A 26,502-nucleotide genomic window follows, 5' to 3' on the forward strand; every position below is an offset into this window, starting at 1 on the left:
CTGATACTTTTCTGGCCAAAAACAGCAGCGTCAAGTACCAGCCGGCACCATCTTAAGGGGCTGGGCGGCCATCCTGCGCCAGTTTCCAGTCTTCACGGGAAAAAACGCGCTCATGGCCGGACAGCACCAGGGCGAGTTTTTGCAGCCATTGCTCGGTCGGCATGGGTTCGGCCTTGAAGCTGAGCACCACCATCAGCACCAGGCTGGCCAGTGCCAGCGCATGGCTGACGGCGAAATGGACGGCGCCCCGGGCATTCCACATGAAGCCCAGCGCCAGCGCCAGGCCCAGTACGCAGCCGCTGACGGCTTCCGACACGCTGTGCGCATGCACGACCACGCGCGAAATGGCCACCAGCACGGCAAAGGCCACGCCGACGAGCACGCCGGCATGGCGCCAGCGCGGTTCGGCCCGCTGCAGCAACACGTACATCAGCACGGGAAACACGGCGCCGGCGCGCATGGCGTGGCCGCTGAAACCCGTAAAATCGAGGGCGCTGCTGCCCACGCCCCAGCTCATGAAGGCCAGCTTGGACAGCACCACGAGGGCCAGGCCGCCGCCGTACCACAGGCTCCAGCTGAGCACCAGACGCCATTGGCGCGAGACGAGCAGCCACAGGGCGATCGCCACGCCAGCCGGCCCCATCACGGACATGTCGGCCGCAAAAGAAATCCCATTCCACCAAGTCATCGTGCACGCGCTTATTTCATGATCAGCTTGCACTATGCCACGACTCTGCCCTGTTCCGCGCGGCTTTTGCTGTGCTGCAGCGAAGAATTACATTCGATTACAAAATTCCCACGCCAACACCATCCGCCTGGCCAGCCTGATGGGCGTCAGATATTCGTCAGGCGCCTGCCCTTGGGCGGCGCAAAGTCGCGGATCGATTCGATCATGCCCACTTCCAGCGCCTGGTCGGCCGTCAAATGCAGGTCGGAATACGCGTGCACCTGCCACTGCTCTTCCGTCAGGTTGACGTGGCCGCGCAGGATGCGCTCGGTGCGCATGTCGTCGGCACGCAAACCTTCGACGATGATGCTGAGCGCATCGGGGCGCGAACCGGGCGAAGCTGTCGCATGCGACTTGTGCACCATGAAGCGGGCCGTGTCGCTGGCATGGCGGCGCCGCCCCGCCAGGAACAGGGTGACTGCGATGGAGGCCACGGCGCCCGCGTTATAGGTGACGATGTCGAGCGGCAACTTGCTGAGAAAGTTGTACAGGCAGATGCCATCGCTGACATAGCCGCCGTTGGACTGTATCAAAATGTGCGCGGTGGTGAGCTTGTCTTCCGTGATGTCGGCCACGGCGTTGAAGACGCGCCGCACCATATCGCTGTTGACGTCGCCCGAGAGAGTAAAGTAACCGTGCTGCTCGGTGTTGTTTTGCGTCTCGCTTTGTGTAGTGTTCATGGCAGGCACCCGCAAGAAAGCCAGAATTTCATCATAACGCATTCCCGCGCGGCCGGGCGCCCTTTTGCAACGGGCCAGCGCCCCTGCCAGCCCCGCAAACCGGGGCTTTTGCTGCAATTTGGCAACGTCTTTTCAGATTGACAGAAACACCCTGCTGGCATATATTCCTCCCACTTGATCGGGAGAGGGCAACCCAGCGTTGCCGCCGAAGGGGCACTACCCAAAAACTCTCAGGCAAAAGGACCGATCAGGCGGACTGAAGCTGTTGCTTTGGCGACATCTTTAGCTCAACTCTGGAGAGCGGCCGCGGCTATTGCCGGCGGCCCACCGAAGGGGCGCACGGGGCAAGCCCCCGTAATCTCTCAGGTACAAAGGACAGGGGGGTCAGTGATCACGCTGGAAAGCCGTGTTTGGCTATTCTATGTTTTGTTAACTCCCCTATTACCTTCGTCCCGAGGAATCCATGACGCTCAAAGCGACCCCACTCAACAACGCCCACCGTGCCCTCGGCGCCCGCATGGTCGATTTCGGCGGCTGGGACATGCCCGTCAACTACGGCTCGCAAATCGAAGAACACAACGCCGTGCGCGGCGATGCCGGCATGTTCGACGTGTCCCATATGTGCGTGGTCGATATCGAAGGCCCGAACGTGCGCGCCTTCCTGCGCGGCTTGCTGGCCAACAACGTTGACAAGCTGCAAGTGTCGGGCAAGGCGCTGTACTCGTGCATGTTGAATGCCGAAGGCACCGTCATCGATGACCTGATCGTCTACTTCTTCAACGAAAACTGGTTCCGCCTCGTCGTCAACGCGGGCACGGCTGAAAAAGACGTGGCCTGGATGCAGCAGCAAAACACCGCCACCAGCAGCGGCCTGACGATCACCGAACGCCGCAACGCCAACGATCCGATGGCCCTGGTGGCAGTGCAAGGCCCGAACGCGCGCGCCAAGGTATGGCAAGTGCTGCCGGAAACGCAAGCCGCCTCCGAAGCCATCAAACCGTTCAACGTCGTCATCGTCAAGGGCACGGCTTTCGGCGAAGTGATGCTGGCGCGCACCGGATACACGGGCGAAGACGGCTTTGAAATCGGCGTGGCCGCCACCCAGGTGGAAGCGCTGTGGAACGCCCTGGCAGCGGCTGGCGTCAAGCCGGCCGGCCTGGGGGCGCGCGACACCCTGCGCCTGGAAGCGGGCATGAATCTGTACGGCCAGGACATGGACGAAAGCGTCAACCCGCTCGACGCGGGCCTGGCGTGGACCATCGACCTGGTCAGCGAGCGCGACTTCATCGGCAAGGCCGCCCTGCTGGCCAAGGGCCAGAACGCGCAATTCGTGGGACTGATCCTGCGCGAAAAAGGCGGCGTGCTGCGCGCCCACCAGAAAGTCATCATCGCCGGCAGCGACGCCACGGGCGAAATCACCAGCGGCACCTTCAGCCCGACCATGCAGGAAGCGATTGCCCTGGCGCGCGTGCCCAACGGCGTAGCGGTAGGCGACAGCGTGCACGTGGAAATCCGCGGCAAGCAGCTGGCCGCTTCCGTCGTCAAGCTGCCTTTCGTGCGTAACGGTAAAATCCTGGCTGCGTAAGCGTTTTAGAGCCGCCCGCAAGACCGAACAAACATAATCAATAACGAACACTTACCATCTGGAGCCACACATGAACATTCCTGCAGACCTGAAGTACACCGCTTCCCACGAATGGGTACGCCTTGAAGGCGACGGCACGATCACCGTCGGCATCACCGAGTACGCGCAGGACGCCTTGGGCGACATCGTCTTCGTCGAACTGCCAACCGTGGGCAATACCTACGGCGCCGGCGACGACGCCGCCGTGGTGGAATCGGTCAAGGCAGCGAGCGACATCTACGCGCCGATCGCCGGCGAAGTCGTGGCCGTTAACGACGACGTGGTCAACTCGCCAGAGTCGATCAACGCCGACGCCTACGCCAACTGGCTGTTCAAGATCAAGCCAGCCGACGTGTCGGCCCTGGACGGCTTGCTCGACGCTGCCGCCTATGGCGCCACCACCAGCGCGTAATCGCGTTTGACTCACGGGCCGCGTTTGCGGCCCGTTTGCATTTAATTTTGTAGCTATGCCCCGCCGCCGCGCCCGCGCGCCGCATCCCGGTTTTTCAGTCTTTTTTGGCCTCTATATCATGACCCGCACCAGCCTGACCCAACTCGAAGCACGCGATGCCTTCATCGCCCGCCACATCGGCCCTTCCGCCACCGAACAGCAAGCCATGCTGGCGACCCTCGGCTATCCATCGCGCGCCGCGCTGATCGACGCCCTGGTGCCGGCCAACATCCGCAACAAGGGCGCCCTGCCATTGGGTGCTTACTCGCAGCCGATGCCGGAACAGGAAGCGCTGTCGCGCCTGAAAGCCATCGCCGGCAAGAACCAGGTGCTCAAATCCCTGATCGGCCAGGGCTACTACAACACGTTCACCCCCGGCGTCGTGCTGCGCAACATCTTTGAAAACCCGGCCTGGTACACGGCGTACACGCCTTACCAGCCTGAGATTTCGCAAGGCCGCCTGGAAGCCATTTTGAACTTCCAGCAAGTCATCACGGACCTGACCGGCATGGGCATCTCGAACGCCTCGATGCTGGACGAAGGCACGGCCGCCGCCGAAGCGATGACATTGATTCAGCGCGTGGGCAAGTCGAAGTCGAACGTGCTGTATGTCGCCAATGACGTGCTGCCGCAAACGCTGGAAGTGGTGCAGACGCGCGCCCAGCCGATCGGCATCGACGTGCGCACCTTCGACCCGGCGGAAATCGAGTCGCTGGACGCCTGCTTCGGCGTGCTGCTGCAATACCCTGGCGTGAACGGTTTAGTCCGCGACTACCGCGCCGGCGTGGAAAAACTGCACGCGAATGGCGCCATGGTCATCGTCGCTGCCGACCTGCTGGCCCTGACCATGCTCACGCCTCCGGGCGAATGGGGCGCCGACGTCGTCGTCGGCAACAGCCAGCGCTTCGGCGTGCCGCTCGGTTTCGGCGGCCCGCACGCGGGCTATCTGTCCACGCGCGATGAATTCAAGCGCAATATGTCGGGCCGCCTGGTCGGCGTGACCGTCGATGCGCAAGGCAACAAGGCGTACCGTTTGGCCCTGCAAACGCGCGAGCAGCACATCCGCCGCGAAAAAGCGACGTCGAATATCTGCACGGCGCAAGTGCTGCTGGCCGTGATGGCCTCGATGTACGCCGTCTACCACGGCCCTGCCGGCCTGCTGCAGATCGCCCAGCGCGTGCACCGGTTCACCGGCGTGCTGGCGGCGAACCTGAAGACCCTCGGTTATGGCGTCGTCAACGCGAGCTACTTCGACACCCTGACCATCAACGTGGCCGATGCGGCGCAACTGCACGCGACGGCCATGCACCACGGCGTCAACCTGCGCAAGATCGACAACACCCATGTCGGCGTGTCGCTCGATGAAACCACCACGCGCGACGATATCGCGTTGCTGTGGAAAGTGTTCGCGCACGGCCTGGTCAACGCGCCTGCCGCCCCGGACCTGGACGCCGTTGAAGCAGCCGTGACCAGCGCGCTGCCGGCGAATCTGGCGCGCGAAAGCGCGTATCTGACGCACCCGGTCTTCAACAGCTACCACTCGGAACACGAAATGCTGCGCTACCTGCGCAGCCTGGCCGACAAGGATCTGGCGCTGGACCGCACCATGATCCCGCTCGGCTCGTGCACCATGAAGCTGAACGCGACGAGCGAAATGATTCCCGTCACCTGGCCCGAGTTTTCGAACATCCACCCGTTCGCGCCCGATGCGCAAACGGTCGGCTACCGCGAAATGATCTCGCAGCTGGAAGAAATGCTGTGCGCGCTGACGGGCTACGCTGCCGTCTCGCTGCAGCCGAACGCCGGCTCGCAGGGCGAGTACGCGGGTCTGCTGGTGATCAAGGCATATCACGAATCGCGCGGCGAAGGCCACCGCAACATCTGTCTGATTCCATCGTCGGCGCACGGCACCAACCCGGCATCGGCCAATATGGTCGGCATGCAGGTCGTCGTCACCAGCTGCGACGCCAACGGCAACGTGGACCTGGCCGACCTGAAAGCTAAAGCGGAAAAGCACAGCGCCAACCTGGCTTGCGTGATGGTCACCTACCCATCCACCCACGGCGTGTTTGAAGAAGGCATCCAGGAACTGTGCGAAATCATCCACTCGCACGGCGGCCAGGTCTACATCGACGGCGCCAACATGAACGCGCTGGTCGGCGTGGCCGCTCCCGGCTCGTTTGGCGGCGACGTGTCGCACCTGAACCTGCACAAAACCTTCTGCATCCCGCACGGCGGTGGCGGACCAGGCGTCGGCCCGATCGGCGTGGGCGCCCACCTGGCGAAATTCCTGCCGAACCAGCGTTCCTCCGGCTACCAACGTGACGCCGCCGGCATCGGCGCCGTCAGCGCCGCGCCATTCGGCTCGGCCAGCATCCTGCCGATTTCGTGGATGTACATCGCCATGATGGGCGCAGAGGGATTAACCGCAGCGACCGAGACGGCGATCCTGGCGGCGAACTACATCGCGCGCCGCCTGGCGCCGCACTACCCTGTGCTGTACTCGGGTCACGACGGCCTGGTCGCGCACGAATGCATCCTGGACCTGCGCCCGATCACGGACGCCACCGGCATCAGCAACGAAGACGTGGCCAAGCGTTTGATGGACTTCGGTTTCCATGCGCCGACCATGAGCTTCCCCGTGCCGGGCACCCTGATGATCGAGCCGACGGAAAGCGAATCGAAAGTGGAAATCGACCGCTTCATCGACGCCATGATCGCCATCCGCGCGGAAATCGCCAAGGTCGCCAGCGGCGAATTCGACCACGACGACAACCCATTGAAAAACGCGCCGCACACGGCACAGGTGTTGATGTCGGACAACTGGGAGCGCAAGTACAGCCGTGAGATCGCCGCCTACCCGGTCGCCTCGCTGCGCCAGCGCAAATACTGGCCACCGGTCGGCCGCGCCGACAACGTGTACGGCGACCGCAACCTGTTCTGCGGTTGTGCCCCCATCAGCTCTTACGAAGAAGAGTAAGCGCCAGGCGCCCGCTTAGGCGGGCGTGCCAGCGACAAAGGCAGGCCACGCGGCCTGCCTTTTTTCATCGTAGGTCGGATTAGCGCGCAAGCGCGTAATCCGACACCACCACCAGCCTCGCCAACAATATTGTCGGATTACGCTCCGCTAATCCGACCTACGTGACCGACAACGCCAGCAGGGCGGCGCCCGGCAGCCCTAGGGTCGTGCCGAGTATCGTCAGCAACATGACATCGCGCCGCTCGCAGCGGGTGCGGTGCGAGCTCCAGGCGGCAAACAGCAACGCGACAGCCACGCCGCTGAGCGCAATTCCCACTTCCGTCATGCCAGCTCTCCCGCCATTGATTCTTTTTTCATCGTTCTCATCCTTTTCATTGATTGAACAAGCTACCTACCGGTAGGCAGTAAGTGTACAATAAAAAACACGGCGGCGTCCATGCCCCGTTTTTTTGACGACACGAAGGAAGCGCAATGCAGCAGCAAACCACTCTCCCCGCCGCCAGTCTCGGGCTGGCGGCTTCCCTGGCCCTCGTGGCCGTGCTCGGCCCGGCCGGCATCGACATGTATCTGGCCTCGATGCCCGCCATGGCGCGCGAGCTGCACACCTCGTATGCGAACGTGCAACTGAGCCTGACCGTCTTCCTGCTGGCCCTGGGCGGCGGGCATCTGCTGTGCGGTCCGCTGACCGACATGCTGGGCCGGCGCCGTCCGCTCCTGGCCGGCATCGTCGTGTATATACTTGCGGCCGCCTGGGCGTCGCAGGCGGATCAATTGAGCACCCTGCTGCTGGCGCGCACCCTGCAGGGTCTGGGCGCGGCGCTGACCCTGGTCGTGGTGATGAGCATGGTGCGCGACGTGGCCGATGGCGTGCAGGCGGCGCGGCTGTTTGCCCTCCTGATGACCATCGTCGGCCTGGCGCCCGTGCTGGCGCCGGCCGTGGGCGGCTTGCTCGACGCGCACTACGGCTGGCGCGCCGTGATGCTGGCCCTGGCCGCGCTGGGCGCCGTGACCCTGCTCAATAGCGCGCTGTTCCTGCCGGAAACCTTGCCGCTGAAGAAGCGCGTTTCGCCGCAAGGCATGCACCGCACCTATGCGCGCATCGCACTGGACCGCGCCTTCCTGCTGCCTGCGCTGGCCCTGTCCGCCGCTTTCTTTTTCCTGTTTGCGTATATCGGCGGCGCCTCGCTCGTGTACCAGCGCGATTTCGGCCTGTCCGCCAGCAATTTCGGCCTGGTCTTTGGGGCCACGGGCGTGGCCGTGCTGCTGGGCGCGATGGCCAGCGCCCGCCTGGTGGAAAAGCATGGCGTGGCGCGCCTGAGCGTGGCGGGCAGCGTGGCCATGCTGGGCGGCGCTGGACTGGCACTGCTCGGTGCCTGGGCGGGAGGGGGAATAACTGCCGTCGTGCCGGGCATGTTCGTGGCCCTGTTCGGCCTGGGCATCGCGGAAGCGGCGCTGATGGCCATGGCCATGGGTTCGCAGCAGCGCGCGCTCGGTTCCACGGCCGCCCTGCTGGGCGCCATCCAGATGAGCTTGTCGTCCCTGGCCACGCCGCTGGCGGCCAGCCTGTCCGAATGGGGGCCGCTGCCCTGGCTGCTGTTCTTGACCGTGGCCGGCCTGCTGGTATCATGGCTGACCCTGGCCACTGCGCGCGTCCATCCGGTCCATGCCAGCAGTCTGGGAGCGCACTGACGCCTCACCCACTCTCACCCCAATGATGAAAAAACGCTCGGCTTCGGCCGATAACATCTGTGCCGTCGCCGTCGTGCACTTTTCGGAGCACGGCTACGATGCCTCGTCGCTCAGCGACATCGCCGAACAGGCGGGCATGCGCAAGGCCTCGCTGTATTCGCATTTCGCCGGCAAGGATGCCCTGTTTCTGGACGTGTTTGCCGACGCGCTGGCTGAAGAGCAAGCCTTCATGGACGCCTGCTTCGCCGACGAAGCGGCGCTGGCGGCACCCGGCGGCCAGCAAGCTGGCGCCGTGTACTGCGACCGCATGGCGCAGCGCTATGCCGAGTCGGCCCATTTGCGCTTTTTGCTGCGCACGGCGTATTTGCCGCCCGCGCCCCTGCGCGTGGAAGTGGGCACGGGCTACGAAGCCTTGCTGGCACAGCTGCAGCAGTATTACGTGCAGAGCCTGGCCCGTCTCGCGCCCACGTTATCGTCGCAGCGCGTCGACCTGTATGCGCAAGCCTACCTGGGCATCGTCGACAGCCTGCACGTGGAACTGATCTACGCGGGCGGCGCCGCGCTGCAGCAGCGACATGCTGCGCTATGGCAGATATTGTCCGATTCGCTGGCGATGGCGGCGCAGGCGGCCTGATGTGGCATAAGGTGGAGGCCACATGGTTTTCGGCGAGGCTCACTGCGCGAAAACTGGGTCAGGCATACGCGTGCACCAGTATCAAGCCAGCAAGCGGAACGACAGCAAACAGCACAACAACGCCAAGACATCCTGATCTGGATCCCGGTCTGGAGCCCGCAGGAGAAGTGCCGCGCTCACGCTCGCGTGGCGTCCTTGCATGTAGCCATTTGATATGGCAGGACTGGCAGAAGAACGTGGTTTTGTTGTTGCGCCAGGCTTCAATCGTTCGATCGGTGTGGCATGCAAGCGTACCGCAACGGGCACATTCGAAATGTGTTTCTTTGGGCCGCTTTTTAGAAAAGTGCTTGCCGACAAAGAAGATGACGACAAGGCCGGCTATTATCGCCCCACCGATCAATTCCATAGACATGTGTTTTTCTGTATTTGCATAGAGTTTACCGTGGCTACTTCCAGCCAATCACCGTACTCAAGCATAATGGATTGCCAAACGGAAAAAATCACACTTTGTCACATTACACTTTGGAAACCTAAGATTTCTTCAGTTGACACCTGGTCAGCCCATCCATAAGATGCCCCCATTATTCATTTACGGAGTCCCACGTGGGTACTTGTTCTAGTGACAGTAGCCGATCTTGTATCGGTGATTGCCTCGGCAGCTAAACAGCAAGCAACGCGGAACTTTCTTTCCTCCGTGCCTTGCTGAGCAAGGTGCGGTGTCTCGCGCGGCCAGTCCGGTTGCGCGCCCCCTCCCTCTTTCCGATCGCGACCGGCTACTGACCCGGATTGCCCGCCAGCGCCATGCTTTGCCATGCGTGCTGTCGGCACGCAAGTCTTGCCTGCGGCTGCGCCGCCCGTCAACACCTCGTCGTGAAAGGAAGAGCCATGAATCTCTTCACCCGCTTATTCGAATCGTTCCTGCGCAAGCGCCATACGGCCGGCCACTTCCGCCGGCGCGCCATGCCGCTGGAAAACAGCACGGCCCGCCCCGTGCCCGACCATCTGGCGCGCCAGCTGCTGGCCGCCGCCCATGAAGACCTGGACAGCGCGCTGAACCGGCTGCACACGCGAGCCGAAGGCTTGCGCGATGCCGAGGCGCAAGTCATCGGCGCGCAAACGGGCCCGAACGAGGTCGAGCATGAAAAACCGCTGGCCTGGTACCAGCACCTGTGGCTGTGCTACAAGAATCCGTTCAACCTGCTGCTCACGGTGCTGGCCATCGTGTCCTACCTGACGGAAGACCCAAAGGCGACCATCGTCATCGGCACCATGGTGATTCTGTCGACCCTGCTGCGCTTCGTGCAGGAAGGCCGCTCGAACCGGGCCGCCGAGCGCCTGAAAGCCATGGTCAGCAATACGGCCACCGTGCTGCGCAATGGCCAGCAGATCGAGCTGCCGATTCGCCAGCTGGTGCAAGGCGACATCATCGTGCTGTCGGCCGGCGACATGATCCCCGCCGACTGCCGTTTGCTGTCCGCGAAAGACCTGTTCGTCAGCCAGGCCGCCATGACGGGCGAATCCTTGCCGGTGGAAAAGATGGCCGAGCTGGCCGACGCCCATGGCAAAGACCCGATGGAACTGGCCAATTTGCTGTTCATGGGCACGAATGTGATTTCGGGCGCGGCCACGGCGCTGGTCCTGGCGACCGGCAACCGCACCTATTTCGGCACCATCGCCACGAGAGTGACGGCCACGGAGCGCACGCCGACGGCGTTCGAAGCGGGCGTCAACAGTGTCAGCTGGCTCTTGATCCGCTTCGCCCTCGTGATGGCGCCGCTCGTGTTCCTGATCAATGGCTGGACCAAGGGCGATTGGATGGAAGCGTTTTTGTTCGCCCTGTCGGTCGCCGTGGGCCTGACGCCGGAAATGCTGCCCATGATCGTCACCAGCACCCTGGCCAAGGGCGCCGTGAAACTGTCGAAAAAGAAAGTCGTCGTGAAACGCCTGGACGCCATCCAGAACTTCGGCGCCATGGACGTGCTGTGCACGGACAAGACGGGCACCTTAACGCAGGACAAGATCGTGCTCGAGCGCCACACGGACGTGTTCGGCCAACCGTCCGATGAAGTGCTGCAATTCGCGTATCTGAACAGCCACTACCAGACGGGCCTGAAAAACCTGCTCGATCGCGCCGTGCTCGACCACGTGGAATTGCAGACGGAAATGCAGCTGGCCCGCGATTACGTGAAAGTCGATGAGATCCCGTTTGATTTCGTGCGCCGCCGCATGTCCGTCGTCGTTTCCGAAAAGAATGACCACCATGAACTGATCTGCAAGGGCGCCGTCGAGGAAATCCTCGCCGCCTGCAGCCATCTGCGCCTGGGCGGCGTGAACATTCCCCTCGATCCTGCCCTGCTGGCCAAGGTGCTGGACACCACGCAGGGCCTGAATGCGGAGGGTTTACGCGTCGTGGCCGTGGCCGTCAAGGAAGTGCCGCCGCATAAAACCGTGTATGGCGTGGCCGATGAAACGGCGCTGACCCTGATCGGCTATGTGGCGTTTCTCGATCCGCCGAAGGAATCGACGGCGCCCGCCCTGCGCGCGCTGGCCGAACATGGCGTCACCGTGAAAGTCTTGACGGGCGACAACCACCTGGTGACGGCGAAGATTTGCCGCGAAGTGGGTCTGGCCGTGCATGGCGTGCTGCAAGGTCCGCAACTGGACGACATGGACGACGCGACCCTGGCGCAGGCGGCCGAAGACAACACGGTGTTTGCCAAGCTCAGCCCGCTGCACAAGGAACGCCTCGTGCGCGCCCTGCGCGGCAATGGCCACATCGTCGGCTTCATGGGCGACGGCATCAACGACGCGCCCGCCCTGCGCGCGGCCGACATCGGCATTTCCGTCGATTCGGCCGTCGATATCGCCAAGGAAGCGGCCGACATCATCCTGCTGGAAAAGAGCCTGATGGTGCTGGAAGAAGGCGTGCTGGAAGGCCGGCGCACCTTCAGCAACATGCTCAAATACATACGCATGACGGCCAGTTCGAACTTCGGCAATGTGTTTTCCGTGCTGGTGGCCAGCGCCTTCTTGCCGTTTTTGCCGATGCTGCCGCTGCACTTGCTGGTGCAAAACCTGTTGTATGACGTGTCGCAGATCGCCATTCCCTTCGACAATGTGGATGCCGAGCTGATCCAGCAGCCGCTGAGCTGGAACCCGCGCGACATCGGCCGCTTCATGGTCTTTTTTGGGCCCATCAGCTCGATCTTTGACATCAGCACGTTTATCCTGATGTGGCATGTGTTTGGCGCGAATACGCCTGAGCAGCAGACGCTGTTCCAGTCCGGCTGGTTCGTCGTGGGGCTGCTGACGCAAACCCTGATCGTGCACCTGATCCGCACGCCCAAGCTGCCCTTCATCGACAGCATCGCGTCCGTGCCCCTGCTGGTGGCCACGACCCTCATCATGGCCGTGGGCGTGTTCCTGCCGATGGGACCGCTGGCGACCTACTTCAAGCTGCAAGCCTTGCCACTGGGCTATTTCCCCTGGCTGCTGGGCATCCTCGTGTGCTACACGGTGCTGACGACGTTCATGAAACGCGTGTATCTGCGCAAATTCGGCTGGCAATAGTATGATGAGCCGCTCTTTCCCCTACAAAAGGCGCGCATGAGCGGCTCTTCCCTTTCCAAACGTAATCTTGCCCTGCTGTTGTCGGCCCTCGTCTTCCCCGGCAGCGGGCATTTTGTATTGAAACGCAAGGCGCGCGGCTGCCTCTTCCTGGTGCCGGCCCTGGTCGCGCTGGTACTCGTATTGCGCCAGATCATGGCACGTTTAGACCAGGTAATGGCACAGATCGACAGCGGCGCCCTGCCCCTCGACGTGCAGCTGATCGTGGAAAAAGTCGATGCGCTGTCTGCCAATGACGGGCCCGCCATGACGGTGGCCGTGGGTGTGCTGGCGGCGTGCTGGATCGGCAGCCTGATCGACACCTTCCTGATCAAGCCATGACGCCGGAAGCAGTCGCGCGCAAAGCACGCAAGGAAGCCAGGATGCAGGCGCGCCGCGCGCAGCTGGCGCTCAGCCGCCAGGACCACAGCGGCCCGCTGGCCTGGCGCGGCTGGTTCGACGGCTCAGCCCATCCGAATCCGGGCAAGCTGGGCATAGGCGCCCTGCTGCTGGGACCGAACGGCGAGCGCATCGAGGTGAGCGAGGCGGCCGGCTATGGCAGCAGCAGCGACGCGGAATACGCGGCCCTGACGGCCGTGCTGCAAGCGGCGCTAGCCGTGCGCCCGCCGCCCGTGCAACTGCTGCTGTACGGCGACAGCCAGGTGGTGATCAACGACGTGCTGGGAACGACGCCGGTCGGCGCCAAAGGACTGGAAACGCACAGGGCCACCGTAGTGGCCCTGCTGGAACAATTCACGGATGTGAGCTTGCGCTGGATTCCTCGCCACAGGAATGGCGAGGCGGACCGGCTGTCGCAGCTGGCGATTACCGGCTGGGTGGAGAAAGATTAAGCGGCGCGGCCGATCCGCAATGCTTCCTTTGACTCTTTCGCCGCAGGGCGTTGCTTGCCCTTCAAACCGCTGACACTGGCCTGCTGCCCGTTCAGTTTAAAGACGCTGACGACCTGCGCCAGGTTATGCGCCTGGTGCTGCATCGATTCGGCGGCCGCCGCCGACTCTTCCACCAGGGCCGCGTTTTGCTGCGTGACGGCGTCCATCTGGCCGATGGCGCGGTTGATCTCGTCGATGCCCACGCTTTGCTCGCTGCTCGCCGCCGTGATTTCCGTGATGATGTCGCTCACGCGCTGCACGCTGTCGACGATGTCGGTCATGGTCGAACCGGCTTGCGCCACCAGCATGCTGCCCGCGTTGACTTGCTCCACGGACGCGCCGATCAGGGTCTTGATCTCTTTCGCGGCCGAAGCGGAACGCTGGGCCAGGTTGCGCACTTCGGACGCCACCACGGCAAAACCACGGCCCTGCTCACCCGCGCGCGCCGCTTCCACGGCCGCGTTCAGCGCCAGGATATTCGTCTGGAAGGCGATGCCGTCGATGACACTGATGATGTCGACGATCTTGTTCGACGAAGCGTTGATCGATTCCATCGTGCCCACCACTTGCGCCACGACTTCGCCACCCTTGACGGCCACTTGCGCCGCCGAGGCCGCCAATTGATTCGCCTGGCGCGCATTGTCCGCATTCTGTTTCACGGTGCTGGTCAATTCTTCCATCGACGACGCAGTTTCTTCCAAGGAACCGGCCTGCTCTTCCGTGCGGGAAGACAGGTCCTGGTTGCCGGCGGCAATTTGCGTCGACGACGTGGCGATGCTGTCCGTGCCGCTGCGCACTTCGCCCACGATGTTGAGCAGGCTCGTGTTCATGTCCTTCAGAGCCAGCAAGAGTTGGCCCGTCTCATCCTTGGCGCTGGCGTCGATCTGCGCCGTCAAGTCGCCATCAGCCACCTTGCGGGCGATGTCCACGGCCGTGCGCAAGGGACGCACGATGCCCATCGTCAACAACCAGGCGCACACGACGCCAAAACCCAGCGCCAGCACGGCCAGAGTCAGCAGCAAGTTGCGGCTCGTCTTGGCGACCTCGTCGATCTCGCGCGCGGTTTTATCGATGCTGGCGCGCTGGTGCTGCAGCATGTCGTTGACCACTTTCAGGTATTTCGTCGAACCGGGCACGAAGATGCCCTGGAAAGCCTGCTCCGCTTCCGCTTCCTGTCCATCCGCCTTCAGCTTCGACACTTGCGCGCGCGAATCGAGGTAGACCTTGCGCTGTTCGCTCACCAGGCGGAACAGTTCTTTTTCTTCCGGGCTGGAAATCAAGGCTTCGATTTTCTTTTGCAATTCGCCCGAGACGACGGACGATTGCTTGGCTTCTTCCGCGAAATACGCGCCCAAGGTCGTGTCGCTGCTGCGCGCGATGGCTGTGGTGCGGCGCACGCCGCTGTCAATTTTCGCGTACCAGTCGGAAATATAGCGTTCCTTCGTCAGCGGCAATTCCATCATGGTGCGCGTGGCCGTGGCCACGTCATGCAAACGCCACACGCTGATACCGGTGATGAGCATGGAAAACAGCAAGATCACGGCAAAACCCAGGCCGAGGCGCACACCAATACTGACGTTTCTTAACAAATTCATGTGAATATCCTAAAAAAGCGGAACCAGACTATATAAAAGGGGTTGCGGCTGCACGTGGCAGCCGCGGCGCGATCAGCGTGTGCCGATGCGCAAGGTGGTTTGCGGCGCTGCCGGGCGTTTTGGCGTCTTGGCAGCACTGGCGCCGGCCTGCTGGCCGTTGAGCTTGAAGACGCTGACGACCTGCGCCAGGTTGTGCGCCTGGTGCTGCATCGATTCGGCGGCGGCCGCCGACTCTTCCACCAAGGCCGCATTTTGCTGCGTGACGGCGTCCATCTGGCCGATGGCGCGGTTGATCTCGTCGATGCCCACGCTTTGCTCGCTGCTGGCCGCCGTTATTTCCGTGATGATGTCGCTCACGCGCTGCACGCTGTCGACGATGTCGGTCATGGTCGAACCAGCTTGTGCCACCAGCATGCTGCCCGCGTTGACTTGCTCCACGGACGCGCCGATCAGGGTTTTGATCTCTTTCGCGGCCGAAGCGGAACGCTGGGCCAGGTTGCGCACTTCGGACGCCACGACGGCAAAACCACGTCCCTGTTCACCGGCACGGGCCGCTTCCACGGCCGCGTTCAGCGCCAGGATATTCGTCTGGAAGGCGATGCCGTCGATCACGGAAATGATGTCGACGATCTTGTTCGACGACGCATTGATCGATTCCATCGTACCCACCACTTGCGCCACGACTTCGCCGCCCTTGACGGCCACTTGCGCCGCCGAGGCCGCCAATTGATTCGCCTGGCGCGCATTGTCCGCATTCTGTTTCACGGTACTGGTCAGTTCTTCCATCGACGACGCTGTTTCCTCCAGGGAACCGGCCTGCTCTTCCGTGCGGGAAGACAGGTCCTGGTTGCCGGCGGCGATTTGCGTCGACGAGGTCGCGATGCTGTCCGTGCCGCTGCGCACTTCGCCCACGATGTTGAGCAGGCTCGTGTTCATGTCCTTCAGGGCCAGCAAGAGTTGGCCCGTCTCATCCTTGGCGCTGGCGTCGATCTGCGCCGTCAAGTCGCCATCGGCCACCTTGCGGGCGATGTCCACAGCCGTGCGCAGGGGACGCACGATGCCCATCGTCAAGACCCAGGCACACACGACGCCGAAGCCCAGCGCCAGCGCGGCCAGCACCAGCATCAGGTTGCGGCTGGTATTGGCGACGCCGTCGATTTCGCGCGCCGTCGTGTCGATGCTGGCGCGCTGGTGTTCCAGCAAGTCCTGCACCATCTTCTGATACTTGGCGGCGGCCGGCACGAAGATCTTTTCAAACACCTCATTGGCGGCGTCGGCCTGCGCTTCGCCCTTCAGCTTGTAGACCTGGTCGCGCGAACTGATGTAGACCTTGCGCTGTTCCAGCAAGCCCGCGAACATGGCTTTTTCTTCCGGCTTGTCGATCAGCGCCTCGATTTTCTTTTGCAGTTCAGCCGAGCTGGACGACGAGACTTTCGATTCTTCCGCGAAATAGCCGCTGAGCGAGGTGTCGCTGCTGCGGGCAATCGCGATGGTGCGGCGCACGGCGCTGTCGATACGGCCGTACCAGTCGGAAATATAGCGTTCCTTCGCCAGCGGTTGCTCCATCATGACGCGCGTGGCGCTGGCCACGTCGTGCAGGCGCCAGACGCTGATGCCCGTAATGAGCATGGAAAACAGCAAAATCACGGCAAAACCGAGTCCGAGGCGGACACCGATGCTGACGTTGCGTAATAAATTCATGTGACTATCCTAAAAAGCCCTGATGCCGTGGCGACAGGCTGGCAGTTTTGCGCTGGCGTGGGATCGCTGCCTTGGCGAAACGGGCGTGAAAGTGAAACTGAAGTGAAACTGGCGCACGGTTCGGCTGAACCGTGCGCCAGGAAAGGCGCTAGCGTGCGCCTTGCAGAAAAATCAAGCAATGCCGAGAGTCAATTGTTTCCGACAAATCCAGTCAAAATGACCGCAGCGAGAATTAAGCGGCTAATTTTTCGATCAAGCCCATGTCGGCGCTAGACATCAGCTGGTCGATATCGACCAGGATCAGCATGCGCTCGTCGATGGTGCCCAGGCCGATCACGTATTCCGTGTTGATCGAACGGCCCATGTCCGGCGCCGGCTTGATCTGTTCCGGCATCAGCGTGGTGACGTCGGAGACGCGGTCGACGACCATGCCGACGACGCGGTTGCCGATGTTGAGGATGATGACGACGGTGAACTGGTCATAGCTGGGCGTGCCCAGGTTGAACTTGATGCGCATGTCGACGATCGGCACGATGATGCCGCGCAGGTTGACCACGCCCTTGACGAACTCGGGAGCGTTGGCGATGCGGGTCGGCGTTTCATAGCTGCGGATTTCGCTGACTTTCTGGATGTCGATGCCATACTCTTCCTGGCCCAGGGTAAAAGCCAGGTATTCGGCAGCCTTGGCAACGGTTGCGCCAGTGTCGCTGGAAATGGTGTTCATGATAATCCTTTAGTTAACTCGCCTGGGGCGCAGGCCAGCATGCACGATGGCATGACTGCCACTAGTATGTTTTTTGCAAATACTTTCTCGCAATTAGCTTATGCTTCTAATTTCCGTGCGGCAATGTTACCCCATGTAAATTCTACATGCACTAAAAAAGAGCAATTGCTGGACGAATGATTTCAAAAATACAATTTATGTAGCAAATACGGCACGCCGAAGAGCAGACCACCGGCCGCAGGCGGTGGCGTTTTATGCCACACTGGCGGCCCCTGCTTTTTATGACCTTGACCATGCACTCTTTGCTTTCTCAATGGCAACCACGCCTGCTGGCGCTGGCCACGGCCGGCCTGGGCGATGACAGCGCCCACGACCTCAACCACCTGCACCGCGTCTGGCGCAACGCCAGTGCCCTGCTGCAAGAGCATGCGGACGCGGACGCCCTCACCGTGATGGCCGCCTGTTATTTGCACGACCTCGTCAACTTGCCGAAAAACCACCCCGAACGCCACCTGGCCTCGCGCCAGGCGGCGGCGCTGGCATGCCGCCAGCTGGCGGAACTGGATTTCCCGGCAGAAAAATTGGCGGGCGTGGCCCACGCCATCGAGACGCACAGTTTTTCCGCCAACTTGCCGCCACACACCATCGAAGCGCAGATTGTGCAGGACGCAGACCGCATCGACGCGCTGGGCGCCGTGGGACTGGCGCGCCTGTTTTACACGGCCGCGCGCATGGATAGCGCACTGGCGCATGGCACGGATCCGCTGGCGCGACAGCGTCCGCTCGACGACAAGGCCTATGCGCTCGACCATATCGTCACCAAGCTCGACAAGCTGCCCGGCAAGATGCAAACGGCGGCAGGCCGCGCACTGGCCGAACAGCGGCTGGCCGTGTTGACGGACTTCCGCGCCGCCTTTGCCGACGAATGGGGAATGCCCCCGGACATGGATGGCGATAGCCAGCATGGTTCCCGCTGTCTATAATGCAAGCCTCAGCTATCGCGCCGCGCGTCAGCAGCATCCTGTCACGCGCCGGCGCTATGCCAACGCGCCGAAAGCATGCATGTCCGATAAAACCAGCCCCGACAGCCATTCCCCGTCCTCCCCCGCCCTAAAGAGCGCCGGCAACCTCAATTTCATCCTCGTCTGCGTCTTCATCGACATGCTGGGCATCGGCCTGGTGGTGCCCGTGCTGCCCATCCTGATCGGCAACTTTGTCGATGGCAAGGATGCGCAAGCGTTCTGGTACGGCATCATGGCGGCCCTCTTCGGTTTGCTGCAATTCATCTTCATGCCCATGCTGGGCGCCATCAGCGACCGCGTGGGACGCCGTCCCGTGCTGCTGTACTCGATGGCCGGCATGGGCATCAACTTTCTCGCCACGGGCTGGGCGCCGAACCTGGCCTGCCTGTTCATCGGCAGGGTCATCGGCGGCGTCTCGTCGGCCAGCATGTCGGTCGCGTCCGCCTATGCCTCCGACGTGTCCACGCCCGACAACCGCGCCAAGAGTTTCGGCAAGATCGGCGCCGCCTTTGGCCTGGGCTTCATCTGCGGGCCCATGCTGGGCGGCCTGCTGGGCGAAATCGATCTGCGCCTGCCGTTTTACGTGGCGGCGGGCCTTTCGGCGGCCAATTTCATCTACGGCTATTTCTGCGTGCCCGAGTCGCTGCGGCCTGGCCCGCGCGCACCGTTCACCCTGGCGCGCATCAACCCGTTTGCCGCCCTGCTGAAGCTGGTGCGCCGCGTGGAAATCCGCGGCCTGGTGCTGGCCTTCGGCCTGATGACGTTCGCGCAAATGATGCTCAACACCACCTGGGTGCTGTACACGCATTTCCGCTTCGACTGGACGCCGCGCCAGAACGGCATCGCCCTGTTCTGCGTGGGCCTGTGCGCGGCCGTCGTGCAGGCGGGCTTGCTAGGCATACTCATCAAGCGCTTTGGCGAAGTGCGCCTGTCCCTGCTCGGCATGGCCTCGGGCGCCCTCACCTATTTGCTGTACGGACTGGCCACACAGGGCTGGATGATGTATGCGCTAATCCTGTGCAACCTGCTGGCCTTTGCCGCCGGCCCCGCCCTGCAAGGCATCATCTCGAAATCATCGAACGCCAGCGAACAGGGAGAGCTGATGGGCTCGCTGCAATCGATCAGCAGCCTGGGCATCATCATCATGCCTTTGCTCGGCAGCATGATCCTGGGCGAAGTGAGCCACTTGCCGCCGCAGGACTGGCGCATCGGCAGCACTTTCTACCTGTGCGCCATCATGCAAATGCTGGGCATCCTGGTGGCCTGGCGCTACTTCAAGGCGCAACGCCAGGCAAGACTTGTGGTTTCCACCACAAAGTAGTCGGCGGTATAATATTGCACTTGAGAAATAAATAGGCGAGAATGGGATAATCAGCGGAGCGTTGCCGACGCCCCGCATTCGATGGTGAGCAAGGATGGGTATGACTGACTTTTATTCCAGCGCCTGGCGCCGGACCGTGGCCATGCTGGCGCTGGCGCTGCCACCGCTGGCGGGCGCGCAATGCTCGCGCGACATCCAGGTGCCCGTCTCGGCCATCGGCGCCAGCGTGGTGGTCAATGGCGCCACGATCGGCGGCATCTATCCCGACTTGCTGCGCAGCATGGGCGCCAAACTTGGCTGCAATTTCATCTTCACGGCCGTGCCCCGCGCGCGCCTGGAAGCGATGTTCGAGACGGGCAAGGCCGATATGCTGATCCCGGCCAGCAGCACCTTGCGGCGCGACCAGCATGGCCTGTTCATTCCCATGCTGGGCAGCCGCCCCCTGCTGATCTCGCTACAGGGCGCACGCGCGCCCATCAACACCATGCAGGAACTGATCGAGCGGCGCGAATTGCGCGTGGCGCTGGTGCGCGGCTACGACTATGGCGCACCGTACCAGGCGCTGGCGAAGGAGCTGAGCAGCCAGGGGCGCCTGTTTTACGAAGTCGACGCCCTGTCCGTGGCCCGCCTGATGCAAAGCGGCTTCATCGATGCCACCATCATGAGCCCCACCATCCTCGCCGGCGTGGCGCAGAACGACGCGCGCGTATATGGCCTGGCCGACCGCTTGCGCCTGGAAGCGCTGCCGGAACTGCCGTGGGGCATGAGCGGCGTCTACCTGTCGCGCAAGTCCCTCACGCCGGAAGACCAGGCCACCCTGCGCGAACTGCTGGACAAGGCGGGCCGCTCGGGTTCCGTGATGGAAGGCTTCCAGCGCCATCACCGCCAGGAACTGTTGTCGCTGAGCATACGCCCCCGCTAAGGCCTGCATGTCCGGTCTGGTCGTCGCCGTCGTCCTGTTTGCCGCCCTGCTGCACGCCAGCTGGAACGCCATCGTCAAGTCGGGCAAGGATACCTTTCTCAGCACGGTGCTCGTTTCCGTGGGCGCGGCCCTGATTTCGCTGGCCGTCCTGCCTTTCGTCAACCCTCCCGCCCCTGCCAGCTGGCCTTACCTGGCTGCCTCGGCCATGGCGCAGCTGGCCTATTACTCGCTGCTGGCGGCCGCCTACAAGGCGGGCGACATGAGCCATGCCTATCCCCTGATGCGCGGCAGCGCGCCATTGCTCGTGGCGCTGGCCAGCTGGCCGCTGATCGGCGAGCGCCTGTCCGCCACGCAGATGGGCGCCGTCGCCTGCATCTGCGCGGGCATCTTCGGCCTGTATCTTGCCGCGCGCACCAGCACTATCGGCAAGGCGCCGAAAAGCACGGGCCGCGCCACCGCCTTTGCGCTGGGCAACGCCTGCGTCATCGCCAGCTATACCCTGATCGACGGCATCGGCGTGCGCCTGTCCGGCGCCCCGGCCGCCTACACGATGTGGATTTTTGTCTTGAACGGAACGGGCCTGCTGCTGTGGACGGCGTTGCGCCGCCCCGCCGACCTGCTTGCCTATGCGCAAACGCAATGGCGTTTGGCCGCCGTTGGCGGTTTCGGCACCCTCGCCTCGTATGGCCTGGCCCTGTGGGCCATGACGCAGGTGCCCGTGGCCGCCATCGCGGCCCTGCGCGAAACGTCGATCCTGTTCGCCATCGCCATTGCGGCCCTGTTCCTGCGCGAAAAAATCAGCCCCCGCCGCTACCTGGCCATCGGCCTGATCGCGGCGGGCGCCATCCTCATGCGCATGGGCTAGCGGGCGTCGAGCGGCGCTATCGGCAACTCGATGGCGCTGGCCGCCCCTGCCGCGTGGTACACGCGCTGCGTCGCCTTTTTATAATCGCCTGGCTGGGCCAGGAAGATATTCGGCACGAAGGTTTGCGGATTGCGGTCGTACAGGGGGAACCAGCTCGACTGCACTTGCACGGCGATGCGGTGGCCCGGCAGGAAGACGTGGTTCGCGTTCGGCAAGGCGAAACGGTAGCGCTCGACCTTACCGGCAGGAATCGCCGTCGGGTGTTCGAGGCTGTCCCGGTAGCGCCCGCGGAAGATGTCCATCGCCACGCCCAATTGATACCCACCCATGGCCGGCTGCGACGGTACTTCATCCGGATACACGTCGATCAGTTTTACCACCCAGTCGGCATCCGTGCCGCTGGTGGCGGCGAACAGGTTGACCATCGGCGCGCCGGCGATGCGCACGGCCGTCTTCAACGGTTCGGAAACATAGCTGAGCACGTCCGTGCGGTCCGCATAGCCGCGCTGGTCGCTGACCAGCCATGGCTTCCACACGTCGCCATCGTTCAGGCGCACGGGACGGGGCACGAACGGCACGGGTTTCGCAGGATCGGCCACGTATTCGTCGAAGGCGCCGCTGGCTGCATCGGCTGTGGCCGATGACGCCGCAAAGCCCAGCTTGTAGCCATCCTGCAGATAGATCGGCGTCAGCTTGATATCACACGTCTCGCAGGCCAGCGGCCACTGCTGCAGGCGCTGCCACTGGTTGGTGCCGCTCTGGTACGACACGACGGGCGCCGTGTTCGCTTCCGGCGCGCCATCCTTCAGATATTGATTGAGGAATGGCTGCATGACTTTTTCACGGAACTGGCGCGCCGTATCGCCGTCAAACTTCAAGGCGCCCAGACTGGAGCCATCATAATTGACGCCGCTGTGGCGCCACGGGCCGATGGCCAGGTAATTGAGGTTGTTGCGCGTGTCGCGCCCTTCCATCGCCCAGTAGGTGGCGTAGGGGCCATAGATATCTTCCTGGTCCCACTGTCCCACCACGTGCATGGTGGGCACGATCAGCTGACGCTTGGCGAGTATCTTGTCGAGCGCCTGTTCCTGCCAGTAACTGTCGTAAGCCGGGTGTTCGAACAGCTTTTTCGTGTAGGTCAGCTTGTCGATGCCGAATTTCTTCGCGTAATCACCGGCCGAACCGATGCGCAGATACGCCTCGTAATCGTCGTAGACACCGAGCGCCGGCGATTCGCCGCTGCCGCGCACGCTCGTCTGGCCCGCGATGTACGACAGGCTGGGCATGCGGAAGGCGCCATTATGAAACCAGTCGTCGCCGCGCCAGCCGTCGACCATGGCGCTCATGGGCACGGCCACCTTCAGGGCCGGATGCGGGTCGACCAGGGCCATCAGTACCGTGTGTCCCTCGTACGAGGAACCGAGCATGCCGACTTTGCCATTGCTTTCCGGCACATTTTTCACGAGCCAGTCGATCGTGTCCCACGCATCGGTCACATTATCGACCTTGGTATTGTTCAGCGGGCCGCGCACGGGCCGCGTCATCACGTAATCGCCTTCCGAGCCATGCTTGCCGCGCACGTCCTGGAACACGCGGATGTAGCCGTTTTCCACCAGGGTATCGTCGCCCAGCGGCAAGGTGACCAGCATGCTGGGGCTGGCGGCGCGCTGGGCGCGGCGGGCCGCATTGTACGGCGTGCGCGTGAGCATGATCGGCGCTTTTTGCGCGCCTTTCGGCACGACGATCACCGTGTACAGCTTGACGCCGTCGCGCATGGGGATCATTACCACGCGCTTGACGTAGTCGTTCAGGTCCGGCATCACCAGTTTGGCGCCGATATCGGGCGTCATCGGCGGCGTTTTCGGCGTTTGCGCCAGCACGGGCGCGGTAAACAGGGAACTTACAATCAAGGCCAGGCAGGTGAGCCGGACGGGGGACGACACGTGCATACTGTTCTCCAATGATTCATGCCACGCAAAAGTGGCCGAACGGCAATAGTACCCGGAAAGCAAGTTTTGCATAAGGCATGCCTCTGACGCGGCGCAGCAGAGAAATCGGGGCGCAAACTTGACAGAACGCGTGCGAACTGCAACCATAACGCCATGAAATTTATCCCTTCACAACACGCCTGCTTGAATTGGTGGTCCCGCTCACTTTCGCGCGGCCACTGCATAGTGATGTGAATCTGATCCACGCCGCCTCGATCGGTGGCGTAACAGGCTCAGCCTGGATCATCCCCGATGCAGGCGGCTCAAAAGGAAACTTGATGAGCTTGCCTAATACCCCCGATACCCAAGACCAGAACGACGCACCGGCAGCGCCGCTGTCCCCTGCCGCCATCGCTTCGCAATCCGTGATCCTGACGGGCGACCGCCCGACCGGTCCCTTGCACCTGGGTCACTACGTGGGCAGCCTGCGCGACAGGGTCCGTTACCAGAACAGCTACAAGCAATTCATCATGCTGGCCGACGCGCAGGCGCTGACGGACAATATGGACGACATCGACAAGGTGCACCGCAACGTCGTCGAAGTGGCGCTCGATTACCTGGCCGTCGGCATCGACCCGGCGAAAACCACGGTCTTCATCCAGTCGCAGATCCCGGAACTGGCCGAGCTGACCTTTTACTACCTGAACATCGTTACCGTGGCGCGCCTCGAGCGCAATCCTACCGTCAAGGAAGAAATCCGCCTGCGCGGCTTCGAGCGCGACATCCCGGCCGGCTTCCTGACCTACCCTGCCAGCCAGGCGGCCGACATCACGGCATTCAAGGCGGGCGTGGTGCCCGTGGGCGAAGACCAGATCCCGATGATCGAGCAAACGAATGAAATCGTGCGCCGCTTCAACCGCATGTACAACCGCGAAGTATTGATGGAATGCAAGGCGCTGGTGCCGGACATCGGCCGCCTGCCCGGCATCGATGGCAAGGCGAAGATGAGCAAGTCGCTGGGCAACACCATCAACCTGGGCGCGACCTCGGCCGAAATCACGGCCGCCGTGAAAAAAGTCTATACCGATCCGCTGCACCTGCGCGTGGAAGATCCGGGCCACCTGGAAGGCAACATCGCGTTTACCTACCTGGACGCGTTCGACCCGGAAAAAGCGGCGCTGGCCGAAATGAAAGCCCATTATGTACGTGGCGGCCTGGGCGACAGCATCGTCAAGAAGCGCCTGGACGTGGTTTTGCAGGAAATGCTGGCGCCGATCCGCGCCCGCCGCGAAGAGTTCGCCAAGGACAAAGGGCAAGTCATCCAGATGCTCAAGGAAGGCACGTTCAAGGCGCGCGAAGTGGCGGCCCGCACGGCCGATGAAGTCAAGTCGGCGCTGGGTCTCAACTACTTCTGATCAATAGCAGTAATAGCAAACTGATGCGCTCAGGCGGAGTCGGGTAAAATCCCGCTTTCGCCTGGGCGCAATTCGTTTGTCACCGTGGCACCAGCAATCCGTAGAGAAGACAACGCGCCATGACCGATACCCCTATCGAACAGCTGCTGCAGCAGCATTTTTCCATCGATGCGCTGCAACGCTCGCCCGCGCCCCTGCAACAGGCGCTGGGCATGCTGGGCGGCTGGCTGGCCGCCGAGCGCGACACTCCCTACCCGCATACGCCGTATGCGGAACTGCTGACGCAATTGTCCGACACCTGCCTGCCCGCGCACGGCATGCCCGTGGCGCAATTCCTGCAAGAACTCGACACCACCGTGCTGGCCAATACGGCCCAGCTGAACCACCCGCAATACATCGGCCACATGACGCAGGCCTTGCCATGGATCAGCGTGCTGGCCGAAGCGTTTACGGCCACCCTGAACCAGAACCAGGTCAAGATCGAGACGGCGTACGTGTCGACCCTGATCGAAAAGCAGATCCTCGGCTGGCTGCACCGTCAGGTGTACCAGCAACCGGACGCCGTCTACACACAGGCCATGGCCGCCACCAGCGGCGCGCTGGGCAATGTCGTCAATGGCGGCACCATGGGCAACCTGACGGCCCTGGCCGTGGCGCTGGAACAGCAATTGCCCGGCACCCGCAAGCGCGGTTTGTTTGCCGCCATGCAGGAATCCAGTTACGCGGGACTGGCCGTGATCGGTTCGGCCCGCAGCCATTACTCCGTGAAAAAGGCGCTGGCGACCCTGGGGCTCGGTGAAAACGCCTTGCAGCTGGTGGCCGTCGACCGCGACAACCGCATCGACGTCGCCGCGCTGGAAGCAACCATTGCCGACTTGAAATTGCGCAATATCAAGGTCGTCGCCATGATCGGCATCGCCGGCACGACGGAAACGGGCGCCATCGACCCGCTGGCCGCCATGGCAGCCATTGCCGCACGGGAAAACATCTGGTTCCATGTGGATGCGGCCTGGGGCGGCGCCCTCTTGATCGCGGAACAATACCGCGCACTGTACGACGGCATTGCCCTAGCCGACTCCGTCGTCATCGACGGGCATAAATTGCTGTGGGTGCCGATGGCGCAAAGCATGGTGCTGTTCAAGGACAGCGCCAGCCTGAACCTGCTCAAACACAACGCCAACTACATCTTGCGCGACAACTCGGGCGACCTGGGCCAGACCTCGCTGGAAGGTTCGCGCCGCTTCGATGCCCTGAAACTGTGGACCTCGTTCAAGGTGCTCGGCGTGTCCGGCTACACCACCTTGCTGCAGCAGGCGGCCACCCTGTCCGGCCAGTTGCAGGATTTATTGACCGACCAGCAGGATTTCGAACTGGTCACGCGCTCGGACACCTTCATTCTCACCTACCGCTACGTGCCCGCGCACTTGCGCCAGCGCATGGAAAGCTTGCTGGCCAGCGGCGACGTGGAGGCGGCGAGCGAACTGAACAAGCAACTCAACACCTTGAACGCCAAGCTGCAGAACCGGCAAAAGGCGCAAGGCCACAGCTTCGTGTCGCGCACGGTACTCGAATCGACGCGCTACCCCGGCCCGACCAATGTGCTGCGCGTGGTCATGACCAACGTCAAGACGCGCCCCCACCACTTGCGCGCCATTTTGGCCGAACAGCGCGCCATCGGCCAGGCGCTGGTGGCGGAATTGGGCCTGTAAGGAATCCCCCACCCATCAG

The 26,502-nt window shown here is 62.7% G+C and carries 22 protein-coding genes and 2 riboswitches; of the genes, 14 read left to right on the forward strand and 8 right to left on the reverse strand.

Annotation, left to right across the window (positions count from 1 at the left end):
* Positions 1-52 precede the first annotated feature (52 nt).
* Both ACPJXG_RS16095 and ACPJXG_RS16100 read right to left on the reverse strand, forming a co-directional pair.
* On the reverse strand, positions 53-688 hold the full coding sequence (locus tag ACPJXG_RS16095) for a phosphatase PAP2 family protein (RefSeq protein ID WP_425251671.1): 636 nt from the start codon (positions 686-688) through the stop codon (positions 53-55).
* A 146-nt stretch (positions 689-834) separates the two neighbouring features.
* Positions 835-1,407, reverse strand: a complete 573-nt coding sequence (locus ACPJXG_RS16100) for an ATP-dependent Clp protease proteolytic subunit (protein ID WP_035826947.1) — start codon at positions 1,405-1,407, stop codon at positions 835-837.
* Between the two features lie 169 nt (positions 1,408-1,576).
* A riboswitch (glycine riboswitch) is annotated at positions 1,577-1,663 on the forward strand.
* A 27-nt stretch (positions 1,664-1,690) separates the two neighbouring features.
* A riboswitch (glycine riboswitch) is annotated at positions 1,691-1,796 on the forward strand.
* Positions 1,797-1,870: 74 nt separating this feature from the next.
* Here ACPJXG_RS16100 and gcvT point away from each other — a divergent pair.
* From gcvT to gcvP, 3 genes are all read left to right on the forward strand, one after another.
* The gene (gene gcvT, locus ACPJXG_RS16105) at positions 1,871-2,992 is read left to right on the forward strand and encodes a glycine cleavage system aminomethyltransferase GcvT (RefSeq protein WP_425251672.1); all 1,122 of its coding nucleotides are present in this window, start codon (positions 1,871-1,873) and stop codon (positions 2,990-2,992) included.
* Between the two features lie 70 nt (positions 2,993-3,062).
* Positions 3,063-3,443, forward strand: a complete 381-nt coding sequence (gene gcvH, locus ACPJXG_RS16110) for a glycine cleavage system protein GcvH (RefSeq protein WP_035818129.1) — start codon at positions 3,063-3,065, stop codon at positions 3,441-3,443.
* A 118-nt stretch (positions 3,444-3,561) separates the two neighbouring features.
* Entirely contained in the window at positions 3,562-6,462 is a 2,901-nt protein-coding gene (gcvP, locus tag ACPJXG_RS16115) for an aminomethyl-transferring glycine dehydrogenase (protein WP_425251673.1), read from the forward strand.
* Between the two features lie 157 nt (positions 6,463-6,619).
* Here the strand turns inward: gcvP and ACPJXG_RS16120 are convergent, their stop codons facing one another.
* On the reverse strand, positions 6,620-6,787 hold the full coding sequence (locus ACPJXG_RS16120; protein WP_425251674.1) for a hypothetical protein: 168 nt from the start codon (positions 6,785-6,787) through the stop codon (positions 6,620-6,622).
* Positions 6,788-6,933: 146 nt separating this feature from the next.
* Here ACPJXG_RS16120 and ACPJXG_RS16125 point away from each other — a divergent pair, with 146 nt between their 5' ends.
* Together ACPJXG_RS16125 and ACPJXG_RS16130 are read left to right on the forward strand one after the other, a co-directional pair.
* Positions 6,934-8,151 carry a Bcr/CflA family efflux MFS transporter gene (locus ACPJXG_RS16125; protein WP_425251675.1) on the forward strand — a complete coding sequence of 406 codons (1,218 nt, stop codon included), beginning with the start codon at positions 6,934-6,936 and terminating at the stop codon, positions 8,149-8,151.
* 22 nt (positions 8,152-8,173) lie between these two features.
* Positions 8,174-8,785 (forward strand): TetR/AcrR family transcriptional regulator, encoded by a 612-nt coding sequence (locus ACPJXG_RS16130; protein WP_425251676.1) that lies wholly within the window; start codon positions 8,174-8,176, stop codon positions 8,783-8,785.
* Positions 8,786-8,843: 58 nt separating this feature from the next.
* Here ACPJXG_RS16130 and ACPJXG_RS16135 read toward each other — a convergent pair whose 3' ends face one another.
* Complete coding sequence (locus ACPJXG_RS16135; protein ID WP_425251677.1) at positions 8,844-9,197, reverse strand: hypothetical protein; 354 nt, start codon at positions 9,195-9,197, stop codon at positions 8,844-8,846.
* Positions 9,198-9,670: 473 nt separating this feature from the next.
* Between ACPJXG_RS16135 and mgtA the strand changes: the two genes are divergently transcribed.
* From mgtA to ACPJXG_RS16150, 3 genes are read left to right on the forward strand one after another with little or no spacing between them, the layout of a single operon-like run.
* Complete coding sequence (gene mgtA, locus ACPJXG_RS16140; protein ID WP_425251678.1) at positions 9,671-12,355, forward strand: magnesium-translocating P-type ATPase; 2,685 nt, start codon at positions 9,671-9,673, stop codon at positions 12,353-12,355.
* Positions 12,356-12,391: 36 nt separating this feature from the next.
* The gene (locus tag ACPJXG_RS16145) at positions 12,392-12,733 is read left to right on the forward strand and encodes a hypothetical protein (RefSeq protein WP_425251679.1); all 342 of its coding nucleotides are present in this window, start codon (positions 12,392-12,394) and stop codon (positions 12,731-12,733) included.
* Positions 12,730-13,242 carry a ribonuclease HI family protein gene (locus ACPJXG_RS16150; protein WP_425251680.1) on the forward strand — a complete coding sequence of 171 codons (513 nt, stop codon included), beginning with the start codon at positions 12,730-12,732 and terminating at the stop codon, positions 13,240-13,242. Before ACPJXG_RS16145 ends, ACPJXG_RS16150 begins: the two co-directional genes overlap by 4 nt.
* Here the strand turns inward: ACPJXG_RS16150 and ACPJXG_RS16155 are convergent.
* From ACPJXG_RS16155 to ACPJXG_RS16165, 3 genes are all read right to left on the reverse strand, one after another.
* A complete protein-coding gene (locus ACPJXG_RS16155) occupies positions 13,239-14,876 on the reverse strand; it encodes a methyl-accepting chemotaxis protein (RefSeq protein ID WP_425251681.1) in 1,638 nt (545 codons plus the stop codon). The genes ACPJXG_RS16150 and ACPJXG_RS16155 overlap by 4 nt on opposite strands.
* A gap of 72 nt (positions 14,877-14,948) precedes the next feature.
* Positions 14,949-16,577 carry a methyl-accepting chemotaxis protein gene (locus tag ACPJXG_RS16160; RefSeq protein WP_425251682.1) on the reverse strand — a complete coding sequence of 543 codons (1,629 nt, stop codon included), beginning with the start codon at positions 16,575-16,577 and terminating at the stop codon, positions 14,949-14,951.
* 232 nt (positions 16,578-16,809) lie between these two features.
* On the reverse strand, positions 16,810-17,301 hold the full coding sequence (locus tag ACPJXG_RS16165; protein ID WP_035818113.1) for a chemotaxis protein CheW: 492 nt from the start codon (positions 17,299-17,301) through the stop codon (positions 16,810-16,812).
* Between the two features lie 293 nt (positions 17,302-17,594).
* Here ACPJXG_RS16165 and ACPJXG_RS16170 point away from each other — a divergent pair, with 293 nt between their 5' ends.
* The 4 genes from ACPJXG_RS16170 (at position 17,595) to ACPJXG_RS16185 (ending at position 21,431) form a co-directional block, all read left to right on the forward strand.
* Entirely contained in the window at positions 17,595-18,284 is a 690-nt protein-coding gene (locus tag ACPJXG_RS16170; RefSeq protein ID WP_425251683.1) for an HD domain-containing protein, read from the forward strand.
* A 79-nt stretch (positions 18,285-18,363) separates the two neighbouring features.
* Positions 18,364-19,644 (forward strand): TCR/Tet family MFS transporter, encoded by a 1,281-nt coding sequence (locus ACPJXG_RS16175; RefSeq protein ID WP_035826937.1) that lies wholly within the window; start codon positions 18,364-18,366, stop codon positions 19,642-19,644.
* Positions 19,645-19,744: 100 nt separating this feature from the next.
* Positions 19,745-20,566 (forward strand): substrate-binding periplasmic protein, encoded by an 822-nt coding sequence (locus ACPJXG_RS16180; protein ID WP_176388783.1) that lies wholly within the window; start codon positions 19,745-19,747, stop codon positions 20,564-20,566.
* Between the two features lie 7 nt (positions 20,567-20,573).
* Entirely contained in the window at positions 20,574-21,431 is an 858-nt protein-coding gene (locus tag ACPJXG_RS16185) for an EamA family transporter (protein ID WP_425251684.1), read from the forward strand.
* Here ACPJXG_RS16185 and ACPJXG_RS16190 read toward each other — a convergent pair.
* The gene (locus tag ACPJXG_RS16190) at positions 21,428-23,380 is read right to left on the reverse strand and encodes a CocE/NonD family hydrolase (protein WP_425251685.1); all 1,953 of its coding nucleotides are present in this window, start codon (positions 23,378-23,380) and stop codon (positions 21,428-21,430) included. The two genes, ACPJXG_RS16185 and ACPJXG_RS16190, sit on opposite strands and share 4 nt — an antisense overlap.
* A gap of 317 nt (positions 23,381-23,697) precedes the next feature.
* Between ACPJXG_RS16190 and trpS the strand changes: the two genes are divergently transcribed.
* Positions 23,698-24,774: a tryptophan--tRNA ligase gene (trpS, locus tag ACPJXG_RS16195; RefSeq protein ID WP_200880242.1), complete on the forward strand. Its 1,077-nt coding sequence runs from the start codon at positions 23,698-23,700 to the stop codon at positions 24,772-24,774.
* A gap of 119 nt (positions 24,775-24,893) precedes the next feature.
* On the forward strand, positions 24,894-26,483 hold the full coding sequence (locus ACPJXG_RS16200) for a pyridoxal-dependent decarboxylase (protein ID WP_425251686.1): 1,590 nt from the start codon (positions 24,894-24,896) through the stop codon (positions 26,481-26,483).
* The last annotated feature ends 19 nt before the right edge of the window (positions 26,484-26,502 follow it).

Origin of the sequence: Janthinobacterium sp. NFX145, from assembly GCF_049810325.1 — a bacterium.
Taxonomy (GTDB): domain Bacteria; phylum Pseudomonadota; class Gammaproteobacteria; order Burkholderiales; family Burkholderiaceae_D; genus Janthinobacterium; species Janthinobacterium rivuli.

Coding starts and splice junctions, on each gene's coding strand:
- ACPJXG_RS16095 (WP_425251671.1), bottom strand. CDS start 688: ATGACTTGGTGGAATGGGATTTCTTTTGCGGCCGACATGTCCGTGATG.
- ACPJXG_RS16100 (WP_035826947.1), bottom strand. CDS start 1,407: ATGAACACTACACAAAGCGAGACGCAAAACAACACCGAGCAGCACGGT.
- gcvT (WP_425251672.1), top strand. CDS start 1,871: ATGACGCTCAAAGCGACCCCACTCAACAACGCCCACCGTGCCCTCGGC.
- gcvH (WP_035818129.1), top strand. CDS start 3,063: ATGAACATTCCTGCAGACCTGAAGTACACCGCTTCCCACGAATGGGTA.
- gcvP (WP_425251673.1), top strand. CDS start 3,562: ATGACCCGCACCAGCCTGACCCAACTCGAAGCACGCGATGCCTTCATC.
- ACPJXG_RS16120 (WP_425251674.1), bottom strand. CDS start 6,787: ATGACGGAAGTGGGAATTGCGCTCAGCGGCGTGGCTGTCGCGTTGCTG.
- ACPJXG_RS16125 (WP_425251675.1), top strand. CDS start 6,934: ATGCAGCAGCAAACCACTCTCCCCGCCGCCAGTCTCGGGCTGGCGGCT.
- ACPJXG_RS16130 (WP_425251676.1), top strand. CDS start 8,174: ATGATGAAAAAACGCTCGGCTTCGGCCGATAACATCTGTGCCGTCGCC.
- ACPJXG_RS16135 (WP_425251677.1), bottom strand. CDS start 9,197: ATGTCTATGGAATTGATCGGTGGGGCGATAATAGCCGGCCTTGTCGTC.
- mgtA (WP_425251678.1), top strand. CDS start 9,671: ATGAATCTCTTCACCCGCTTATTCGAATCGTTCCTGCGCAAGCGCCAT.
- ACPJXG_RS16145 (WP_425251679.1), top strand. CDS start 12,392: ATGAGCGGCTCTTCCCTTTCCAAACGTAATCTTGCCCTGCTGTTGTCG.
- ACPJXG_RS16150 (WP_425251680.1), top strand. CDS start 12,730: ATGACGCCGGAAGCAGTCGCGCGCAAAGCACGCAAGGAAGCCAGGATG.
- ACPJXG_RS16155 (WP_425251681.1), bottom strand. CDS start 14,876: ATGAATTTGTTAAGAAACGTCAGTATTGGTGTGCGCCTCGGCCTGGGT.
- ACPJXG_RS16160 (WP_425251682.1), bottom strand. CDS start 16,577: ATGAATTTATTACGCAACGTCAGCATCGGTGTCCGCCTCGGACTCGGT.
- ACPJXG_RS16165 (WP_035818113.1), bottom strand. CDS start 17,301: ATGAACACCATTTCCAGCGACACTGGCGCAACCGTTGCCAAGGCTGCC.
- ACPJXG_RS16170 (WP_425251683.1), top strand. CDS start 17,595: ATGCACTCTTTGCTTTCTCAATGGCAACCACGCCTGCTGGCGCTGGCC.
- ACPJXG_RS16175 (WP_035826937.1), top strand. CDS start 18,364: ATGTCCGATAAAACCAGCCCCGACAGCCATTCCCCGTCCTCCCCCGCC.
- ACPJXG_RS16180 (WP_176388783.1), top strand. CDS start 19,745: ATGACTGACTTTTATTCCAGCGCCTGGCGCCGGACCGTGGCCATGCTG.
- ACPJXG_RS16185 (WP_425251684.1), top strand. CDS start 20,574: ATGTCCGGTCTGGTCGTCGCCGTCGTCCTGTTTGCCGCCCTGCTGCAC.
- ACPJXG_RS16190 (WP_425251685.1), bottom strand. CDS start 23,380: ATGCACGTGTCGTCCCCCGTCCGGCTCACCTGCCTGGCCTTGATTGTA.
- trpS (WP_200880242.1), top strand. CDS start 23,698: ATGAGCTTGCCTAATACCCCCGATACCCAAGACCAGAACGACGCACCG.
- ACPJXG_RS16200 (WP_425251686.1), top strand. CDS start 24,894: ATGACCGATACCCCTATCGAACAGCTGCTGCAGCAGCATTTTTCCATC.